This is a genomic window from Pseudonocardia kunmingensis (genome assembly GCF_006716445.1).
In the GTDB taxonomy this organism is placed as follows: domain Bacteria; phylum Actinomycetota; class Actinomycetes; order Mycobacteriales; family Pseudonocardiaceae; genus Pseudonocardia; species Pseudonocardia kunmingensis.
The window spans coordinates 76,215-94,470 of the sequence record NZ_VFPA01000005.1; the positions used below are offsets into that span (position 1 = coordinate 76,215).

17 protein-coding genes are annotated in these 18,256 nt (G+C 75.1%); 3 read left to right on the plus strand and 14 right to left on the minus strand.

Features of this window, described 5'->3' with window-relative positions:
• Nucleotides 1–69 precede the first annotated feature (69 nt).
• The 5 genes from FB558_RS33915 to FB558_RS33935 all read right to left on the minus strand — a co-directional run bounded on the left by FB558_RS33915 (nt 70) and on the right by FB558_RS33935 (nt 4,472).
• Nucleotides 70–570: a phosphoribosyltransferase gene (locus FB558_RS33915; protein WP_142060786.1), complete on the minus strand. Its 501-nt coding sequence runs from the start codon at nt 568–570 to the stop codon at nt 70–72.
• Nucleotides 567–1,391 carry a polyprenol monophosphomannose synthase gene (locus FB558_RS33920; protein WP_142060788.1) on the minus strand — a complete coding sequence of 275 codons (825 nt, stop codon included), beginning with the start codon at nt 1,389–1,391 and terminating at the stop codon, nt 567–569. The genes FB558_RS33915 and FB558_RS33920 overlap by 4 nt, the downstream gene beginning before the upstream one ends.
• Nucleotides 1,384–3,012 carry an apolipoprotein N-acyltransferase gene (gene lnt / locus FB558_RS33925; RefSeq protein WP_142060791.1) on the minus strand — a complete coding sequence of 543 codons (1,629 nt, stop codon included), beginning with the start codon at nt 3,010–3,012 and terminating at the stop codon, nt 1,384–1,386. Before lnt ends, FB558_RS33920 begins: the two co-directional genes overlap by 8 nt.
• A gap of 172 nt (nt 3,013–3,184) precedes the next feature.
• Entirely contained in the window at nt 3,185–3,985 is an 801-nt protein-coding gene (locus tag FB558_RS33930; RefSeq protein ID WP_142060793.1) for a PIG-L deacetylase family protein, read from the minus strand.
• Between the two features lie 298 nt (nt 3,986–4,283).
• The gene (locus tag FB558_RS33935; RefSeq protein WP_142060795.1) at nt 4,284–4,472 is read right to left on the minus strand and encodes a PspC domain-containing protein; all 189 of its coding nucleotides are present in this window, start codon (nt 4,470–4,472) and stop codon (nt 4,284–4,286) included.
• Between the two features lie 246 nt (nt 4,473–4,718).
• On the opposite strand from FB558_RS33935, the gene FB558_RS33940 reads away from it, so the two are divergent.
• The gene (locus FB558_RS33940; protein ID WP_246106959.1) at nt 4,719–5,768 is read left to right on the plus strand and encodes a GDSL-type esterase/lipase family protein; all 1,050 of its coding nucleotides are present in this window, start codon (nt 4,719–4,721) and stop codon (nt 5,766–5,768) included.
• A 70-nt stretch (nt 5,769–5,838) separates the two neighbouring features.
• On the opposite strand, the gene FB558_RS33945 is transcribed toward FB558_RS33940, so the two are convergent.
• Nucleotides 5,839–6,966: a M24 family metallopeptidase gene (locus FB558_RS33945; RefSeq protein ID WP_142060797.1), complete on the minus strand. Its 1,128-nt coding sequence runs from the start codon at nt 6,964–6,966 to the stop codon at nt 5,839–5,841.
• A gap of 56 nt (nt 6,967–7,022) precedes the next feature.
• Here FB558_RS33945 and FB558_RS33950 point away from each other — a divergent pair, with 56 nt between their 5' ends.
• Nucleotides 7,023–7,967 (plus strand): 5'-3' exonuclease, encoded by a 945-nt coding sequence (locus FB558_RS33950; protein ID WP_142061848.1) that lies wholly within the window; start codon nt 7,023–7,025, stop codon nt 7,965–7,967.
• Nucleotides 7,968–7,979: 12 nt separating this feature from the next.
• Here FB558_RS33950 and FB558_RS33955 read toward each other — a convergent pair whose 3' ends face one another.
• The 3 genes from FB558_RS33955 to FB558_RS33965 form a co-directional block, all read right to left on the minus strand.
• Entirely contained in the window at nt 7,980–9,209 is a 1,230-nt protein-coding gene (locus tag FB558_RS33955; RefSeq protein WP_142060799.1) for a GNAT family N-acetyltransferase, read from the minus strand.
• A 55-nt stretch (nt 9,210–9,264) separates the two neighbouring features.
• Nucleotides 9,265–11,073 carry a DUF4333 domain-containing protein gene (locus FB558_RS33960; protein WP_211367040.1) on the minus strand — a complete coding sequence of 603 codons (1,809 nt, stop codon included), beginning with the start codon at nt 11,071–11,073 and terminating at the stop codon, nt 9,265–9,267.
• Nucleotides 11,074–11,160: 87 nt separating this feature from the next.
• Complete coding sequence (locus FB558_RS33965) at nt 11,161–13,920, minus strand: DEAD/DEAH box helicase (protein ID WP_170231682.1); 2,760 nt, start codon at nt 13,918–13,920, stop codon at nt 11,161–11,163.
• A gap of 72 nt (nt 13,921–13,992) precedes the next feature.
• Between FB558_RS33965 and FB558_RS33970 the strand changes: the two genes are divergently transcribed.
• Entirely contained in the window at nt 13,993–14,487 is a 495-nt protein-coding gene (locus tag FB558_RS33970; protein ID WP_142060803.1) for a pyridoxamine 5'-phosphate oxidase family protein, read from the plus strand.
• An 88-nt stretch (nt 14,488–14,575) separates the two neighbouring features.
• Here FB558_RS33970 and tatC read toward each other — a convergent pair whose 3' ends face one another.
• The 5 genes from tatC to FB558_RS33995 form a co-directional block, all read right to left on the minus strand.
• Nucleotides 14,576–15,499 carry a twin-arginine translocase subunit TatC gene (gene tatC, locus FB558_RS33975; RefSeq protein WP_142060805.1) on the minus strand — a complete coding sequence of 308 codons (924 nt, stop codon included), beginning with the start codon at nt 15,497–15,499 and terminating at the stop codon, nt 14,576–14,578.
• Between the two features lie 65 nt (nt 15,500–15,564).
• Nucleotides 15,565–15,870 carry a Sec-independent protein translocase subunit TatA gene (tatA, locus tag FB558_RS33980; protein ID WP_142060807.1) on the minus strand — a complete coding sequence of 102 codons (306 nt, stop codon included), beginning with the start codon at nt 15,868–15,870 and terminating at the stop codon, nt 15,565–15,567.
• A gap of 37 nt (nt 15,871–15,907) precedes the next feature.
• Nucleotides 15,908–16,171, minus strand: a complete 264-nt coding sequence (locus FB558_RS43575) for a hypothetical protein (protein WP_170231683.1) — start codon at nt 16,169–16,171, stop codon at nt 15,908–15,910.
• Between the two features lie 93 nt (nt 16,172–16,264).
• On the minus strand, nt 16,265–17,224 hold the full coding sequence (locus FB558_RS33990; protein ID WP_142060809.1) for a helix-turn-helix transcriptional regulator: 960 nt from the start codon (nt 17,222–17,224) through the stop codon (nt 16,265–16,267).
• Nucleotides 17,221–18,213, minus strand: a complete 993-nt coding sequence (locus FB558_RS33995) for a helix-turn-helix transcriptional regulator (protein WP_142060811.1) — start codon at nt 18,211–18,213, stop codon at nt 17,221–17,223. Before FB558_RS33995 ends, FB558_RS33990 begins: the two co-directional genes overlap by 4 nt.
• Nucleotides 18,214–18,256: the final 43 nt, after the last annotated feature.

The following is an 18,256-nucleotide window of genomic DNA, read 5'->3' on the forward strand; positions in this document are numbered from 1 at the left end:
CAGCAGACCGACGAGAGCCGGGTGCCCCTTCGGGGGTGCCCGGCTCTTCGCGTGTGCGGGCGGTGGGGCTCAGGCGTCGAGGACCTGGTCGGCTCGGCGGACCACCGGCGGCAACGTCGACCACGGGAAGTTGATCCACCGGTCGGTGCGCCGCCACACGTACTCGCACCGGACGCTGCTGTGCGGCTTCTCGTACACCACCGCGCAGCGGACGTCGGCCACGTGGCCCGCGCAGAAGTCGCGCACCAGCTTGAGCGTGGCCCCCGTGTCGGCCACGTCGTCGGCGACGAGGACGTGCGCCCCCGACAGGTCCACCACGTTCGGCACCGGCGGGAGCATGATCGGCACCGGCAGCCGCTCGTCCACGCCCGTGTAGAACTCCACGTTCGCCACGTGCAGGTTCTTCACGTCCAGCGCGTAGCCGAGCGCTCCGGCCACGAACAGCCCGCCCCGCGCGATCGACAGGACGATGTCGGGCCGGTAGCCGTCGGCGGCCACCTGCTCCGCGAGCTCGCGCGACGCCGCGCCGAACAGCTCCCAGGTCAGCTCCTCGCGCGGTGCCCCGCTCACGCGCGGACCGGGCCGTCGCTGACGGTGTCGCCGCTGGTCGTGCCGCTGGGAGTGCTGCTGGGGGCACCGCTGCTCGGCCGCACCGCGCGCGGCTTCGTGCGGTGCACCAGCCGGCCCGCGCCCCAGGTGGCGACGCGCCAGAAGGCCTCGGCGACGATCGCGCTGCTCATCTTCGACGCCCCGCGCTCGCGCTCGGTGAACGTGATCGGCACCTCGCGGACCCGGAACCCGGCCTGCACCGCCCGCCACGCCATGTCGATCTGGAAGCAGTAGCCCTGCGACGCGACCTCGTCGAGGACGAGCTCCTCGAGCACCTGGCGGCGGAAGACGCGGAACCCGGCGGTGATGTCCTTGATCGGCACGCCGAGGGCGAGCCGCGCGTACAGGTTGGCGCCGCGGGAGAGCAGCTGCCGGCGCGCCGGCCAGTTGCGGATGGTGCCGCCCGGCACGTAGCGGGAGCCGAGCACCACGTCGGCGTCGTCCAGCGCGGCGAGCAGGGCGGGCAGGTCCTCGGGCGGGTGCGAGCCGTCGGCGTCCATCTCGACGACGACCTCGTAGCCGTCCTCCAGCGCCGCCGCGAACCCCGCCAGGTAGGCGGCGCCCAGCCCGGACTTGCCGCCGCGGTGCAGCACCCGGATGCGCCGGTCGGCGGCCGCCATCTCGTCGGCGAGCTCACCGGTGCCGTCCGGGCTCCCGTCGTCGACGACGAGGACGTCCGCCTCGGGCACCGCTGCGTGCAGCCGCGACACCACCGGGCCGAGGTTGTCCCGTTCCTCGTAGGTGGGGATCACCACCAGCACCCGGCCCGTGGGCTCAGCCATCCTCGTCCTCCCCCGCGCGGCTGACCGCGCGACGCCTGGTCACGATCCCCGCGCCGATCGCGAGCACTCCCAGGACGACCAGCGCCCACTCGGGCGCGGACCGCCATCGAGTGGCCAGCGTAGTGGTGTCCCGCAGGACGGTCCGATCGACCAGCACATCCGGGGTGAACTGCGCGGTACTGGCGGTGACCGTACCGTCGCGCGCGATCGTCGCGCTCACCCCGCTGGTGGTGGGGACGATCACCGGTCGGTCGTGCTCGACCGCACGGATGCGCGACATCGCCAGCTGCTGGTAGGTCATCTCGGTCCACCCGAAGGTGGCGTTGTTGCTGGGCACGGCGAGCACCTCGGCGCCGGCCGCCACGCTGTCGGCCACCAGGTCGTCGAACGCGACCTCCCAGCAGATCGCGACGCCGACCCGCACCCCGTTCATGTCCACCGCGCCGGTGCCGTCGCCGGGCACGAAGTACCCGGCGCGCTCGACGTAGGGCGAGAACAGGGCGAAGAACTCCCGCCAGGGCATGTACTCGCCGAAGGGCTGCACGCGGCGCTTGTCGTTGCGCTCCACGACGCCCTGACCGGCCTCCCACACCAGCGCGGAGTTGCTCGTGGTGAGCCCGTCCGGGTTGCGCAGCACCGACCCGACGAGGATCGGCACGCCGACGGCCCGGGCGGCGCGCTCGATCTGCGCCGCGGCGTCGGCGTTGCGGAGCGGGTCGATGTCGCTGGAGTTCTCCGGCCAGAGGACGAGGTCGGGGGCGGGCACGCGGCCCGCGGCGACGTCCGCGGCCAACTGCTCGGTGACGCGCACGTGGTTGTCCAGCACGGCGCGGCGCTGGGCGTTGAAGTCCAGGCCCGAGCGGGGCACGTTGCCCTGCACCGCCGCGATCGTGGCGGTGCGCTCCGGGCCACCACCCCCGCTCGGCGGCACCAGCGCGGCCAGCGGGCCCGAGACCATCGCCAGCACCGCGATCACCGCCGGGGTGAGCAGGCGGCGCGGGCTGCGCCGCCGCACGGCGCGGCGCACCAGCTCGCCCAGGGCGAGCCCGGCCAGTACCGCGGCGAACGACAGCAGCGGCTCCCCGCCGATCGCCGCGAGCGGCAGCAGCGGCCCGTCCGGCTGGCCGAAACCGACCCGTCCCCACGGCAGGCCGCCGAAGGGCACGCGCCCGCGCAGCGCCTCCCCCGCGATCCACACCGCCGCCCCCCAGACCGGTGCGAGCGGCAGCCGCGACACCCATGCCATCGCGACCGCGGCGAGCCCCATGAACAGCGCCTCGAACACCGAGAGCGCGATCCAGGGCGCGGCCTGCACCAACGAGGACACCCAGGCCAGCAGCGGGAGCAGGAACGCGAGCCCGAACAGGAACCCATAGCCGAACGCCGCCCGCACCCCCCGCCCGCGCAGCACGACCCCGAGCAGCGCGAACGCCGGCAGCACCAGCCACCACAGCGTGCGCGGCGGGAAGCTCAGGTACAGCAGCACCCCACCGGCGACCGCGCCAGCGCAGCGCGCCAGCACGGCCGCCCACCAGGGCACGGGCCCGCGCGAGCCGGGCGTGCCGGAGGGCGGCGGATCAGCGCTGGGACCGGCGGCGGGCTCGGTGGTGGGTGCGGCCACGGGCCGAGCCTACGACCCGGACGTGTGACGGCCGTGATCGCGGCCGCCGCCGCTGCAGGCGCCCCGCCGACGAACGGCACTCTCGTCGGTACCTAACCGACGGAAGTGCCGTTCGTCATGCGAATCCCGCTTCCGGAGCTCCGGTCGACGGGGCGCGTCCGCCGACACGGCGTCAGGCCGGGGTGGGGGCGAGCAGGTGCGCGTTGCCCAGCGCGTCGAGCGGGCCGCGGGGGCCGCTGCGGCGGAACCACTCGTAGCCGTAGGCGGCGGCGAACCCGTCGGCCGGCACGTCCTCCGGGGACACCTGGCTGGCGTGGGCCAGGATCGCCTCCCGCTTGCGGTCGAGGTGCTCGGCGGTGCCGGTGACGGCCAGCCCGATCTCGGCCGTGGTACGCCCGAACGCGACGTCGGCGGAGCGGGCCGCGCCGTGCACGAGGTGCCGGTCGCGGGCGGAGACGTGCAGGTGTTCGCGGTCCACCGTGACGCGGTAGCTCGTGACGTCGAGCAGCTCGGCGGCGGTGGCCCCGATGCGGAACACGGCGCGGTGGTCGGGGTGGCCGTAGATGCCGTGCTCGTCGTCGTGGACGAGCGCGCAGGCGCCCTCGTCGTCGGCGACCTCGGCGACCTCGCGGGCGAGCTCGAGCGGGTCGGCGGCGGCGAGCGCGCGCCCGTGCCGGCCCGCGGGCCAGCCGGGGAGCCCGGAGTCCCGCCTGCCGAGCAGGACCAGGCGCGAGACGCCCAGCAGCTCCGCGACCCGCTCGAGCTCGGCCACGCGGCGCTCGGGCGTCGTCTCGCCGGGGCGCAGCGGCACCCGCGAGCCGCCCAGCTCACCCGCGGTGGCCATGACGAGCACGGTGCGCGCGCCCGCGTCGGCCAGGCGGCGCAGCGTGATGCCGGTGAAGATCGCCTCGTCGTCCGGGTGGGCGTGCAGGGCGAGGACGGTACGACCCCGGAGGTCGGGGGAGTTGATCATGTGGGTCCGCAGACGTGACGGGCCGCGCAGGGAGGCGACCGGACGGGAGGGGGCCGGGGGTCAGCTGCAACAGCAGCGACAGCACCCCGGACAGCAGAGGGTCGCGCCCGCGCTGCAGATCCGGTCCGTCACGCCGCGCATTCTGCCAGAACCCCGGGCCCCGGTCACCGGCACCCGCCGCCCTGATCCGTCCGAGCCGCACGTGATCGCCGCGCACACGGCGCTGACGTGCGGCTCGCGCCGATCACCGGGTAACGGGGCGGCCCGGGCGGGTCCGGCCACCGCCGCGTCTCCTGGATCAGTACGGGCGCTTGGGCATGATCACCCAGAGCACGATGTAAATGACGAACTGCGGGCCGGGCAGCAGGCAGGACAGCACGAACGCGAGCCGCACGGCGAACGGGCTCCAGCCGAAGCGCTCTGCGAGGCCCGCGCACACGCCGGCGATGACCTTGCCGTGGCGCGGGCGGGTCAGGGTCGATGCCACCTTCAGCTCCTTCCAGGTGCGGCGCACCTCGCCGCTGACCTCCAGTGTCGGCGCCGCCGGAGCGTCGGGGCTCGGGAAACGCCCGGAGACGCCCCTGAGATGTCCCCGAGAAGTACCCCCGGAGGGCTGACGGCACTCGCGGACGGTGAGGGTGAGCTGCTCCGCCCGGGGCGAAGATCGCGATTCATCCACAGGTGTCGGTGAACCCCCTGGTCAGCTCGGTGCACGCCGCATAGCGTCTCGGTCGTGTCCCGATCACGCTCCCTGCCGGCCCTGCTCGCCACGGCGGCCTGCACCGCGGCCCTCGCGCTGTTCGGCGCGCCCGCCACCGCGCAGGCGCAGCCACCCACCGCGGTGGTCGTGCTCGGCGACAGCGCGGCGTCCGGCGAGGGCGCGAACGACTACGAGCAGGGCACGCGCGGGGAGAACGGCAACTGGTGCCACCGCTCCGTGCACGCCTACGTCCACCGCACGGCGCTGGCCGACGAATCGGTCAACTTGGCCTGTTCGGGCGCGGAGTCGGCGAACGTCGGCTTCGGCGCGGGCACCCACCACACGGAGGGCTCGCAGGCGCAGCGCCTGGTCGACGTGGCCGGTGCGCACCGCGTCACCACCGTGATCGTGCAGGTCGGCGCCAACGACGACGCCGCACTCACCGCCACCGGCATCGCCTGCATCCGCGCCTTCATCGATCCCGGCGAGCCGCCGTGCCGGGAGACCATCGGCCCGCTCGTGCCCGAGCGGATGGCGGCCACGGCCACCAAGGTCGAGGCGGCCGTGGACGACGTGCGCGAGGCCATGCGGCGGGCGGGCTACGCCGACGACGGTTACGCCCTGGTGCTCGCCTCCTACGCCTCGCCGGTCACCGAGCACATGCTGCCCCTGCAGCCCGCCGCCGGGTGCCCCTACAGCCGCGCCGACGCAGGCTGGGGCCGCACCGAGCTGTTCCCGGCGCTGTCGGACGCGCTGCGCGGCGTCGCCGAGCGCACGGGAGCGCGGTTCCTGGACATGGTCCGCGCCACCGAGGGCTACGAGGCGTGCACCAAGCCGTTGCAGGCGCAGGAGTGGCAGCGGCGCATCACCGTCGACCCCGAGGCGCTGGTGTACGGCGGCCTCGACGCCGTCGGCTTCCACCTCGCCCAGGAGTCGTTCCACCCCACCGCCGCGGCGCACGCCCAGATGGGGCGCTGCATCGGGGAGTTCGTGCGCTCCGGGTCCGCGGACGCCGCGTGCGTGGCGGGTGCCGACGGCCGGGCCCACCTGGAGCCGGCACCGGCCACGGCCCCCGCCGCCTAGGACGAACGGCACTCTCGTCGGTACCTAGCCGACGAAAGTGCCGTTCGTCATGCGGATCCTGTTTCCGGGGTCAGAGGACCACGAGGTCGCGGGGGCGGGTGTTCAGCCGCTCGCAGCCGTCCTCGGTGACCACGACGATGTCCTCGATGCGCGCGCCCCACTCGCCGTCGAGGTACACGCCGGGCTCCACGCTGAAGGCCATGCCCGGCTCGAGCGCGAGCGCGTTGCCGGCCACGATGTAGGGCTCCTCGTGCACCTCGAGGCCGATGCCGTGGCCGGTGCGGTGCAGGAACCGCTCTCCCAGCCCCGCGGAGGTGATCAGCTCGCGGGCGGCGGCGTCCACCTGCTCGGCCAGGACTCCGGGCCGGACGGTGCGCACGGCGCGCTCCTGGGCGTCCTGCAGCACCGCGTAGGCCTCGCGCACCGCGGCGGGTGGCTCGGCGCCGACGGCGTAGGTCCGGGTGCAGTCGGAGTTGTAGCCGCTCGGCAGCGGCCCGCCGATGTCGATCACCACGACCTCGCCGCTCTCGATCACCCGGTCGGACCGGTCGTGGTGCGGGCTCGCGCCGTTCGGCCCGGAGCCGACCACGACGAACGCCGCGCCGGTGTGGCCCTCGGCGACGATTGCGGCCTCGATGTCCGCGCCGACCTGCGCCTCCGTGCGCCCCGGCTTGAGGAACTCGCCCATCCGCGCGTGGACGCGGTCGATCGCCGCGCCCGCGGCGCGCAGCTCCGCCACCTCGGCGGCGTCCTTGCGCATCCGCAGCTCGCGCAGCACCGGCCCGGCGAGCACCTGCTCCACCTCGGGGAAGGCGGTGCGCAGGGCCAGGACGTGCGCTGCGGGCATGTGGTCGGCCAGCCCCACCCGGGCGGGGCCGCCTCCCAGATCGCTGACGAGCAGGTGCGGGTCCTCCTCGTCGCGCCACGTGACGACCTCGATGCCCAGCTCGTCCAGCGCCAGGCTCGCGAAACCGGGTGCCTCCAGGCGCGGCACGACCAGCGCGGGCGGGGCCCGGTGGCCCGCGGCGGGCAGCACCAGGCAGGTGAGCCGCTCGTGCGACTCACCGGAAGCGCCGATCAGATAGCGCAGATCCGGGCCAGGGGTGACGAGCAGCAGGTCGGTGCCCTGCACTGCCGCGACCTCGCCTGCGCGGCGGATGCGGTCGGCGAACAGCGCGGTCGGAACGGCCGGTGTCATGGGAGGGAGGGTATTCCGGCAAGCTGGGGCGCGTGACCCGCCCCGCACAGTCGCTGATGCTGCTGGACGCCGCCAGCCTGTACTTCCGGTCCTTCTACGGCGTCCCCGAGTCGATCACCGCGCCCGACGGCACGCCGGTCAACGCCGTGCGCGGCTTCACCGACATGGTCGCCCGGCTGATCACCGACCGGCGGCCGAGCCGGCTGGTGGCCTGCCTGGACCTCGACTGGCGGCCGGCCTTCCGCGTGGAGGCGCTGCCGTCGTACAAGGCGCACCGGGTGCCGGGCGAGCCGGAGGTGGCGCCCGCCGGGTTGCCCGAGGAGGTGCCCGACCTGCTGGCCCCGCAGGTGCCGGTCCTGCTCGAGGTGCTGGCGGCAGCGGGGATCGCCACCGGCGGCGCGGAGGGCTACGAGGCCGACGACGTGATCGGCACCCTCGCCGCGGGCGAGCGCACCGACCCGGTGCTCGCGGTGAGCGGCGACCGCGACCTCATGCAGATCGTGCGCGACGAGCCCGTGCCGGTGCGGCTGCTCTACGTCGGGCGCGGGCTCGCCAAGGCCGAGCACCTCGGGCCGGTCGAGGTGGCGGCGAAGTACGGCGTCCCGGTGGCGCGCGCCGGGGAGGCCTACGCGGAGATGGCGATGCTGCGCGGCGATCCCTCCGACGGGCTGCCCGGCGTGCCCGGGGTCGGCACGAAGACCGCGGCCACGATCGTGGGCCGGTTCGGCTCGTGGGACGAGCTGCGCGCGGCCGTCACCGACCGGACCGACACCCGGCTGAGCCCGCCGGTGCGCACCAAGCTGGCCACGGCCGCGCCCTACCTCTCCGTCGTCGAGCCCGTGGTGCGGGTGGCGCTGGACGCGCCCGTCGAGCTCGACCGACCCGACGCGTTGCCCGTCGAGCCGGTCGACCCCGACCGGCTCGACGCGCTCGCCGAGCGGTGGGGCATCGGCAGCTCGATCGAGCGCCTCCGCGCGGCGCTGGCCAAGAACGCCCGGTAGCCGGCGAGCCGCTCAGAAGAACGTGCCGCACCAGGGCGACGTGGCCGTCGCGAACGCCGCGTCGGCCCGGGGCACGGCGGCGGCGTCCGGCGCGGTCCACCAGCCGGTGGCCACGAGCTCGGACGGGCGCCGGTCGCCGAGGTAGGCCATCGCCAGCCCGGCCACCCCGCACTCCAGCTCCGGGCGCACGGGCCCGCCCAGCGGGCCGACGCGCTCCGCGACCCCGTCCGCGATGCGGTAGACGCCCGCGTTCGCCTCCCGCAGCGCGTCGTGCACGGCGAGCAGCACCGGTTCCGCGGTGCCGTAGCCGCGGGCGGCGAGTGCGGTCGGCACGTCCACGATCCGCAGCCACACCTCGTCGCCCTGCCCGGTGACGGCGCACGCCCGCGGGTCGGTCAGCAGCAGCTCCAGCGGCTCGTCCAGGGGGCGCAGGTCGCCCTGCACCGAACCGATCAGATCGGTGCCCAGCAGGAAGCCCCACAGCGCCGCGGTGCCGGCGGCGTCGGCGGCGTGCAGGTCGACGACGTCCAGGCGGCGCTCGGCGAACCCGGCGCCGGGCTCGTCGCCGAGACGGGCGAGCGCGAAGCCGTCGTCCCCGTCCGGCCCGCGGTGCACGAGCGCCAGCACGTGCGCGCGGTCGACCTCCAGCCGGCGTTCGAGCAGCAGGCCCCACCACCCGTCGTTGCGGGTCATCCCGCCCGCGCGGCGCAGCGCGATCCGCGCGTGCACGTCCCGCAGGACGGGAGCGATCTCCGCCCGCTCGAGCAGCCGGACGGTGCCGGTCCGTGGTGCGTCCGCTCGGACGAGTGCCGCGTCGGCCCGCACCCGGACGCCGCGGCCGCGCGTCGCGACGCCGTACCCGAAGCGCCCGTAGATGCGGGCCTCGGAGGCCCGCAGCGACGCGAACGCCTCGCCCCGCGCGGCGACGTCCTCGAGCTGGGCGCGCATCATCGCGGTCAGCAACCCGCGCCGCGTGTGGTCGGCCCGCACCCCCACCCGCGTCACCGCGGCGAACGGCAGCACCGCACCGCCGGGCACGGCCATCTCGCTCGGGAACGAGGTGGCCGTCGCGACCAGCGCGCCGTCCTCGTGCACCCCCAGCGTGCGACCGGGGCTGTAGCTGGACGCGATGCGCGCCCAGGCGGCGTCGTCGGCGGGCGCGTGGTGCAACGCGGCGCCGAAGAGGGTGTGCGCGCTGCGCAGGTCGTCGGGATCGAGCGGGCGTACGTCGATGGTGCTCACACCGCCCGATGCTGCCCGATCACCGGCGCGCGGCGGCACCGGATTCCCGGTCGGGTCAGAGCGGGCGACCGACCTCGTAGTTGCCCTGGTCGCTGGTGATCGTGATCGGCACGGTCACGGCCTCACCGTCGACGGTGGCCTGGCACTCGAACGTGGCACCCGTCTCGACCACCACGCCCTCGGCGCACGTCACGCCCTCCACCTCGAGGCCGTAGTCCTGGGCGAGGACCTGCTCGACGCCCTGCTGCACGGCCACGGCGTCGAGGACCTGGGTGGTGAAGAAGCCCGGGGAGACGAACCCGAGCACGCCGACCAGCGCGAGCACGAGCACTGCCGCGCCGATGCCGATGTACAGCGCCTTCGGGCGGGACCCGCCGCTCTCGGGCTGCTGGTGGGGAGCGGCGGGACCGGCGCTCCACTGCTGCGGGGACGCATCCGGGCGTGCTCCCCACTGCTGGCCGGGCGGCTGCCCGGGCGGGGCCCAGCCCTGTTGCGCGGGCCACGCGGGCTGCTGGCCGTAGGGCGGCTGCCCGTAACCCTGTGCGGGCTGCCCCTGGGGGTGCTGCTGCCCCGGCTGGCCGTACTGCGGCGGCGGACCGAACTGCTGGGTGGCGTCCTGCTGCGGTCCCGGCCGGCCCCGGCCCTCCTGGCCGAACGGCGGCTGGCCGAACTGGTGGGTGGCATCCTGCTGATCCGGGCGGCCCTGCGCCGGCTGGCCGAAGAGCTGCGTGGCGTCCTGCTGCCCCTGCGCCGGCTGGCCGAACATCTGCGTGGCGTCCTGCTGCCCCTGCTGACCCTGCTGCCCGTACGGCGCCTGCCCGTACGGCGGCGCGCCGTGCGGCGCGGGCTGCTGCGCGAACGGCGGCTGTGCAGGGTGGGCGGCCTGCTGCTGCCCGGGCTGACCCGGCTGCCCGAACGGGGGCTGGCCGTAGCCCGGCGGCGGACCGTAGGGGGCCTGCGGTGCGTACGGCTGCTGGTTCTGGGCCTGGTTCTGGGCGCTGTGCGCCTGCTGGGGCTGGGTCAGCTGCACCTGCGGGCCGCCGGCGCCGTGCTGGGGCGCGCCGTGGGGCTGGCCCGGGTGCTGCTGCCCGGTCGGGGCGGGCCCGCCCTGCGAGAACCCGTTCTCCGACGGCCCGTCCTGGGCCACCCCGTTCTGGGCCACCCCGTTCTGGTGGGGAGCGGCGTTCTGCCCATGCCCGGGTTGGGCCGGGAAGGGCTGGCTCTGCGAGGCCGGGTTCTGCGGCTGCGGTGCCGCGTAGTGCTGCTGAGAGGACGCGTACGGGGCGGCCCCCGCCTGGCCCTGCTCGCCGGCGCCCCAGGCCTGCTGCGGGGCCTGCTGCGGGGCGTGGTGCGGGGTCTCGGCGGCGCGCTCGCCGGACTGTCCCGGCTCGTCCTGCCGGGGCACGGCGCTCGTGTCGTCGCGCTCCGGCGTGTGCTGCTGCGGCGGCTCGTCCTGCCGGGGGACGGCGCGGGTGCGGTCCTCGTCCGGTGCCTGCCGCACGTGCGGCGGAACGGCCATCGTGGGCTCGGCGGCGGCCTCGCCCTCCGGCCGCTGCGGCTCCGGCTCGGCGGCGGGCTGCTCCGGCTCGGCGTCGGCCCGCGGCGCGGCCTGCTCCGGCGCCTCCTCGGACTCCTGCGGAGCACCCTGATCGGGCGCGTCGTCCGGGCGCTGCGCCGCCCCCTGGCGGGGCAGGTCGCCGGTCTCCGTGCCGTTCCACGCCTGCTGCGGGACGGCCCGGGTCTCCTCCCCGTTCCAGCCCTGCGCGCCTCCCCACCCGCCGGGTGGTTGCTGGCCCCACGCGGGCTGCTCGGCGGGCTGCTGCGGCGCGCCGTGCGGCGCCTGCGGTCCCTGGGGCGTACTCATCGCGGGCCTTCCCCCTCAGCACGTACGGTCACGGGATCAAAGCACAGCCGACCGACCGTGCCGAGAGGCGGTGGGGGCGCGGCACCCTCAGCCGGTACCGACGGCGACCACGCCACGCCGGATCGTGGTGATCGCCGTGGCCGCCGCGCGTCCGACGCCGCTGTCGCGACCGGCGACCGCCGCGACCTGGTCGAGCAGGTCGAGCACCTGCCGGCACCAGCGGACGAAGTCACCGGCCGAGAGCTCCACGCCGTTCTGCTCGGCGGCGGTGAGCACGGCGGAGAGCGACTCCCCCCGGGCCCAGCGGTGCATCGGCCAGGCGAACCCGAGGTCCGGTTCGCGGGTGCGGTCGACGCGGTGGCGGCGTTCGTCGCCCTCGAGGTCGGCCCAGAGGCGCACCGTGGTGGCGAGCGCCTCGGAGACCGCGCCGGAGGGCACCCGGGGCATCGGCCCGTGGTCCCGCCGCGACTCGTAGACCAGCGCCGACACCACCGCGGCCAGCTCGGCGGGCTCCAGCCCGTCCCACGCGTCGTGGCGCAGGCACTCGGCGGTGAGCAGGTCGGACTCGCCCCACAGCCGGGCGAGGCGCTCGCCGTGCTCGGTGACCTGCTCGCCGTCGAGGTAGCCGCGCTCGGCGAGCAGCGCGCGGATGCGGTCGAACGCGCGGGCGAGCGAGTGCGTGGTGGCGCGGACCTTCTGCCGCAGCTGCTCGGTGTCGCGCTCCAGGCGGGCGTGCCGGTCGGCCCAGCGGGCGTGGGCCTCGCGGTCGTCGCAGCCGTGGCACGGGTGCGCTCGCAGCGCACGGCGCAGCGTGGCCAGCTCGGGGTCGTCGACGTTGCCGCCCCGTCCGCGCCGGCGCTGGGCAGGCGGGGCGACGATGCCGGTGTTGCGCAGCGACGAGGCGAGATCGCGGCGCACGCGGGGGGCCCGGTGGTCCACGCGCTTGGGCAGGCGCATGCGGCCCAGCGGCTCGACGGGGGCCGGGAAGTCGGCCGGTGAGAGGCGTCCCGCCCAGCGGTCCTCGCTCAGCACGAGCGGGCGCGGCTCGCCGCCGGGATCGAGGCCGGGGTCGAGCACCACGGCGAGCCCGGCCCGCCGGCCCGAGGGCACGGCGATGACGTCGCCGGGCCGCAGGGCCCGCAGCGAGTCGGCGGCGGCCTCGCGACGCTCGGTGACACCACGGCGTGACAGGGCCTTCTCCCGATCGCCGACGCGCCGGCGCAGGGCGGCGTACTCGGCGAAGTCACCGAGGTGGCACTCCATCGAGCGCGCGTACCCGTCGAGGGCCTCGACGTTGCGCTCGATCCGGCGGGCCAGCCCGACGACCGAACGGTCGGCCTGGAACTGCCCGAACGACAGCTCCAGCAGATCGCGCGCGGCCTCGGTGCCCAGGCGCCCCACGAGGTTGACCGCCATGTTGTAGCCGGGCCGGAACGAGCTGCGCAGCGGGTACGTGCGGGTCGAGGCCAGCCCGGCGACCTGCTCCGGGTCGACGCCGGGCTGCCAGACGACGACCGCGTGGCCCTCGACGTCGATACCCCGGCGGCCGGCGCGGCCCGTCAGCTGGGTGTACTCGCCGGGCGTCAGCTCGGCGTGCGACTCGCCGTTGAACTTGACCAGCCGCTCCAGCACCACGGTGCGCGCGGGCATGTTGATGCCCAGGGCGAGCGTCTCGGTGGCGAACACGGCCCGCACGAGCCCGCGGACGAACAGCTCCTCGACCGTCTCCTTGAACGCCGGCAGCATGCCGGCGTGGTGCGCCGCGACACCGCGTTCGAGGGCCTCGAGCCACTCCCAGTAGCCCAGGACGGCGAGGTCGGCGTGCGGGAGGTCGGCGGTGCGGCGCTCGACGGTGCGCCGGATCTCGGCGGCCTCGTCCTCGGTGGTGAGCCGCAGCCCCGAGCGCACGCACTGCCCGACGGCCGCGTCGCACCCGGCCCGGCTGAACACGAAGGTGATCGCCGGGAGCAGCCCGTCGCGGTCGAGGCGGTCGATCACGGTGGTGCGTGACGGCGGGCGGAACCCGGTGCGGCGCGGCGGGCCGCCGGTGCGCCCCCGACCACGTCCTCCGCGGTCCCAGTGCGTGATCGCGCTCTGCCGTTCCAGGTCGCGGGCGTGGCGGACGAGGTCCGGGTCGACCTGCAGCCCGCCCTCGGCGTCCTCGCCCGCGAACAGGTCGAGCAGCCGGTTGCCGAGCATGACGTGCTGCCACAGCGGCACCGGCCGGTGCTCGTCGACGACGACCGTGGTGTCGCCGCGCACGGTGACCAGCCAGTCACCGAACTCCTCGGCGTTGCTCACGGTGGCCGACAGGCTGACGAGCGAGACGTGCTCGGGCAGCTGGAGGATGACCTCCTCCCACACCGCGCCGCGGAACCGGTCGGCGAGGTAGTGCACCTCGTCCATCACGACGTAGCCGAGGTGCTCCAGCTGCCGGGAGCCTGCGTAGATCATGTTGCGCAGCACCTCGGTGGTCATCACGACCACCTGGGCGTCGCCGTTGATCGCGCTGTCCCCGGTTAGCAGCCCGACGGCGGACGCGCCGTGACGTTCGACGAGGTCGGCGTACTTCTGGTTGGACAGCGCCTTGATCGGCGTCGTGTAGAAGCACTTCTGCCCCTGCGCGAGCGCGAGGTGCACGGCGAACTCGCCGACGACGGTCTTCCCGGCGCCGGTCGGGGCGCAGACGAGCACGCCGTGCCCGTCCTCGAGGGCGGAGCAGGCGCTGTGCTGGAACCCGTCGAGCTCGAACGGGAGCGTCTGCACGAACTCGGTGAGCCGGGGTCGTGCGGCGCGGCTCCGGGCGGCGGCGTAGGCATCCGCGGGAGCAGACTGGCTGCTGGCCACACCCCCAGGCTTCCACATGGGCTGCCCGGGGACCGGGAGTGGCCGCTCACACGTCGTGTCATGATCGGCGACATGGCCCTCCCGCTGGCAGCCACCGCTCCCCCGTTCGTCGAGATCGCGCACCGCGTGGTCTGGGCCACCGCCGCGACCGTCGACCCGCAGGGCCGGCCCTGGACGCGCGTGCTGCACCCGATCTGGGAGTGGGACGGCGAGCGGCTCACCGGCTGGGTCGCGACCGGGCCGACGCCCACGAAGCGGGCCCACCTCGCGGCGCACCCGTACGTGTCGCTGACCTACTGGCACCCGTCCCAGGACACGGCGTCGGCCCACTGCCGCGCGTCGCTGCACACCGACGACGCCACGCGCACCGCGGTGTGGGAGCGCTTCGTCTCCGGCCCCGAGCCCGTCGGCTACGACCCGGCGGTCGTCCCGCCGTGGAAGGACGGCCCGCTCACCCCCGGCTTCGCCGCCCTGCGCCTGGAGCCGTGGCAGCTGCGGGTCCAGCCGGCCGCGGTCCTGCTCGAGGGCAAGGGCGAGCTGATCCGGGAGTGGCGCGAGGCGGGGTGATCGCCCACTGCCATGATCCGCGGTATCGGTTGCCCATTGCTGCAGTCACGACCACGGGCAACCGATACTTCAGATCTTGGTCCGCGGGTCAGGTCACGTCGTCCAGGCGCCGGGTCTCGCCGGAGGCCGGCGTGGGATCGAGAACGCTCGGACTGGTGTCGATGGCGCTCGGTGAGGTGTCGATGGCGCTCGGGGTGGTGTCGATCGGGCTCGGGGCGTCCGGATCCCAGTCGTCCCAGCCCTCGGCGGCCCGCCTGCGTTCGCGGCGCCGGTCGTTGATCCGGGTGATCTGGATGGCGAGCTCGAACAGCACCACCAGCGCGACGGCCAGCGCGATCATCGAGATCGGGTCCTGGCCCGGCGTGGCGATCGCGGCGAACGCGAACAGGCCGAAGGTCAGCCCGCGCCGCCAGGCCTTGAGCTGGGCGTAGCTGATCACACCCGCGACGTTGAGCATCACCACGAGCAGCGGCAGCTCGAAGCTCACACCGAAGATCAGCAACAGGGCGATCACGAACGAGAAGTACTGGTCGCCCGACAGCGCGGTGGTCTGGATCTCCGAACCGATGGTCAGCAGGAAGCCCAGACCCTGGGTGATCACCGCGTACGCGAGCACGGCGCCGGCCACGAACAGCACCGAGGCCACCGACACGAACGACAGCGCGTAGCGCTTCTCCTTCGCGTGGAGGCCCGGCACGATGAACGCCCAGAGCTGGTAGAGCCACACGGGGCACGCCATCACGACACCCGCCGTGGCGGCGACCTTGAGGCGCAGCGCGAACTGGTCGAACGGGCCGGTGCCGAGCAGGGTGCAACTGCCGTCGGCCGTGAACACCGCACGGGACGCCGGGGGCAATGCGCAGTACGGGCCCTTGAGCAGCTCACCCAGGCTGGGCATCCCGAAGAACGCCACGGCGAACCAGATGTACCCGAAGACCGTGGTGATCACGATCGCGACGAGCGCGACCGTCAGGCGGTTGCGGAGCTCGTACAGGTGCTCGACGAGGGACATCGTGCCGTCGGGGCTTTTGGGCCGCCTGTCCGCACGGCGGAGCGGAAATCGAGCCACCGCAGGTGCTACTGGACGGAGCTGCCCGAACCCGGCTGGGAGGCGCGGGCCGGATCTGCCGCCTTCTCCTGCGCCGGGGCCTCGGAGCGGGTCTTGGCCTCAGGGAGCGCCTGCGGGGTCGACGGCGCGGCGGAGTCGGCCTGCTTGTCGTCCGACTTCGCGGCCTCGTCGCTCTTCATGCCCTTCATCTCGCCCTTGAAGACGCGGGCGGACTGGCCGATCGAGCGGGCCATGTCAGGGAGGCGCTTGGCGCCAAACAGGAGTACCAGGATCCCGATGAGGATCACGAACTCCCAGCCACCGAGGCTCGGCATGGTTCTCGTCCTTCCGCCGTCTGCAGTCGAGCGAAGTCTACGCGGTCGTGGAAGGGAGGGAATGGGTGCCGATCGCCGCCGGCGTCCGCTCGCCCTCGGCCGCAGCCGGCCGCCGCGCATCGCGCAACGCGCGGAGTGCGGCGGCACCTCGTACCACCCGGTCCTGCAAGGCGGTCCGCGCGCGGACGAACCTCGCGATCGGCCGCTGCACGATGACGACGAGCGCAACGAGCAGCACCACGCCCACGCCCGCTACGACCAGCGCTGGCAACACCCGGCGCACCTCCCTCTCCGCGTCCACCTGCTCCGTGCCCGGCAGCCCGGGAACCTACCGCCGGCGCACGCGCGTGTGACTCCCATGCTCGCAGGCGCGCGACCCGCCGGGGAGGGGACCTCACTCCTCGCCGGCGCTCTCCAGCGCCTCACGCGCCCTGCGTGCGACGGCCTCCACCAGCTCCGGCGGCTCCTGCAGCCGGGCGCCGCCGCCGAGGCCGAGCACGAGCCGCACCAGCCACGCCGGGTCCGCGTAGCGCAACCGCACCTGCACGCGCTCGTCACCCAGCTCCACGACCTCGTCGACCGGGTAGTACTCGGCCACCCAGCGCGCCTCCCGCTCCAGCAGCAGCACCGCCGAGCGGTGTTCGGCGCTGGGCCGGAACAGCCCCTCGGACACGTCGGTGGGCTCCGCGTCCGGCGGTGGGGCGGCGGGCTCGTCGAGCACGGCGACGTCCTCGACCCGGTCCAGGCGGAACAGCCGCACGGCCTCGGCCCGCCGGCACCATGCCTCCAGGTAGCCGCGGCCGTCGACGATCAGCAGCCGCATCGGGTCGATCGTGCGCTGCGAGACCGCGTCCCGGCCGGCGGTGTAGTAGACGATGCGCAACGCCCGGCCGGCCGCGAGGGCCTGCCGCACCGCGGCCGTGGTGTCGGCCTCCTCGCGGGTGGGCGCATCCATGGCGACGCCCGCGAACCCCGCGTCGCCGACGGCCTGCTCGACCTTGGCCGCGGCCCGGCGGACCGCGGCCGTGTCGGCCACGCCGGGGACGTCCGCGAGCGTGCGCAGCGCCATCAGCAGCGCGGTGGCCTCGGCCGTGGTGAGCCGCAGCGGGCGGCGCATGCCTGCGTCGTGGGTGACCGTGACGGTGTCGCCGGAGAAGGACAGGTCGACCAGGTCGCCGGGCCCGTAGCCGGGCAGCCCGCACATCCACAGCAGCTCCAGGTCGCGGCGCAGCTGCCGCTCGGAGATGCCGAAGTCGGCGGCCGCCTCCGCCACCGGGATGCCCGGGCGCGCGAGCAGGTAGGGCACCAGCGACAGCAGCCGCGGGAGCCGCTCGGTGACCCCGCCCGTGCTCATGTGCGTGCCAAGGGCTCGGTGTGGGCCGCCACCGAGGCCGCCCAGTTGGCGCGGACGGCCGCGGCGAGGCGCTGCGGCGCGAGCACGGCCACGTCCGGGCCGTGGCCCGCGACCCAGCGGGCGAGGGTCTCCAGGGCGCGCAGCTCCATCTCGACCTCGTCGCCGTCGCGCCCGGCGTGGGTGCGCCGTCCGACGACACGACCGAGGCGGCGCAGGCCGTGGGCGCGACCGTCGGCGATCCAGACGCGGGCGGTGTCGGTGGCCGCGGGCGGCTCCACGCTCTGCCGGACCATGCCCATCGGGTCCGCCCCCTCCGGCACCCGGACGGCGCCCGCGGGCCCGATCGCACGGATCGGCTCCATGATCCGGGAGACGCGGAACGAGCGCGGCGCCCCGCGGTCGCGGTCGTACCCGGTGAGGTACCAGCGACCGCGCCACGACACCACGCCCCACGGCTCGACCGTGCGCCGCTGGACGGGGCCGCCGACGCCGCCGCGCTGGTGGTCGAACGTGACGGCCCGGCCGGCGCGCACCGCCGCGAGCAGCGGCGCGAACGCGGGGTCGGCGGCACGCACGCGCGGCTGGACGCGGCCCTGCTCCTCGTCGACCTCGACGCCGGCCGCGCGCAGCTTCACCAGCGCGCCGTGGGCGGGCGCGGCGAGCTCCGGGGAGTCCCACAGCCGGGCGGCCAGCGCGACGGCCGCGGCCTCGTCCGGTTCGAGCTCGATGTCGCCGAGCTCGTAGTCCTGGCGGGCGATGCGGTAGCCGTCGACGGTGTCGAAGCTGGACCGCCTGCCCGTCTCCAGCGGCACGCCGAGCTCGCGCAGCTCGGCCTTGTCGCGCTCGAACATCCGGAAGAACGCCTCGTCACCGCGCGCGTCGGCGTAGCCGGGCACGATCTGGCGGATGCGCTCGGCGGTGAGGAACTGCCTGGTGGACAGCAGGCAGAGCACCAGGTTCACCAGCCGCTCGGCCCGGGCAGACGACACCTCGGAATCGTACGACCGTCCACGGCGGGCCCGTGGGCGACCG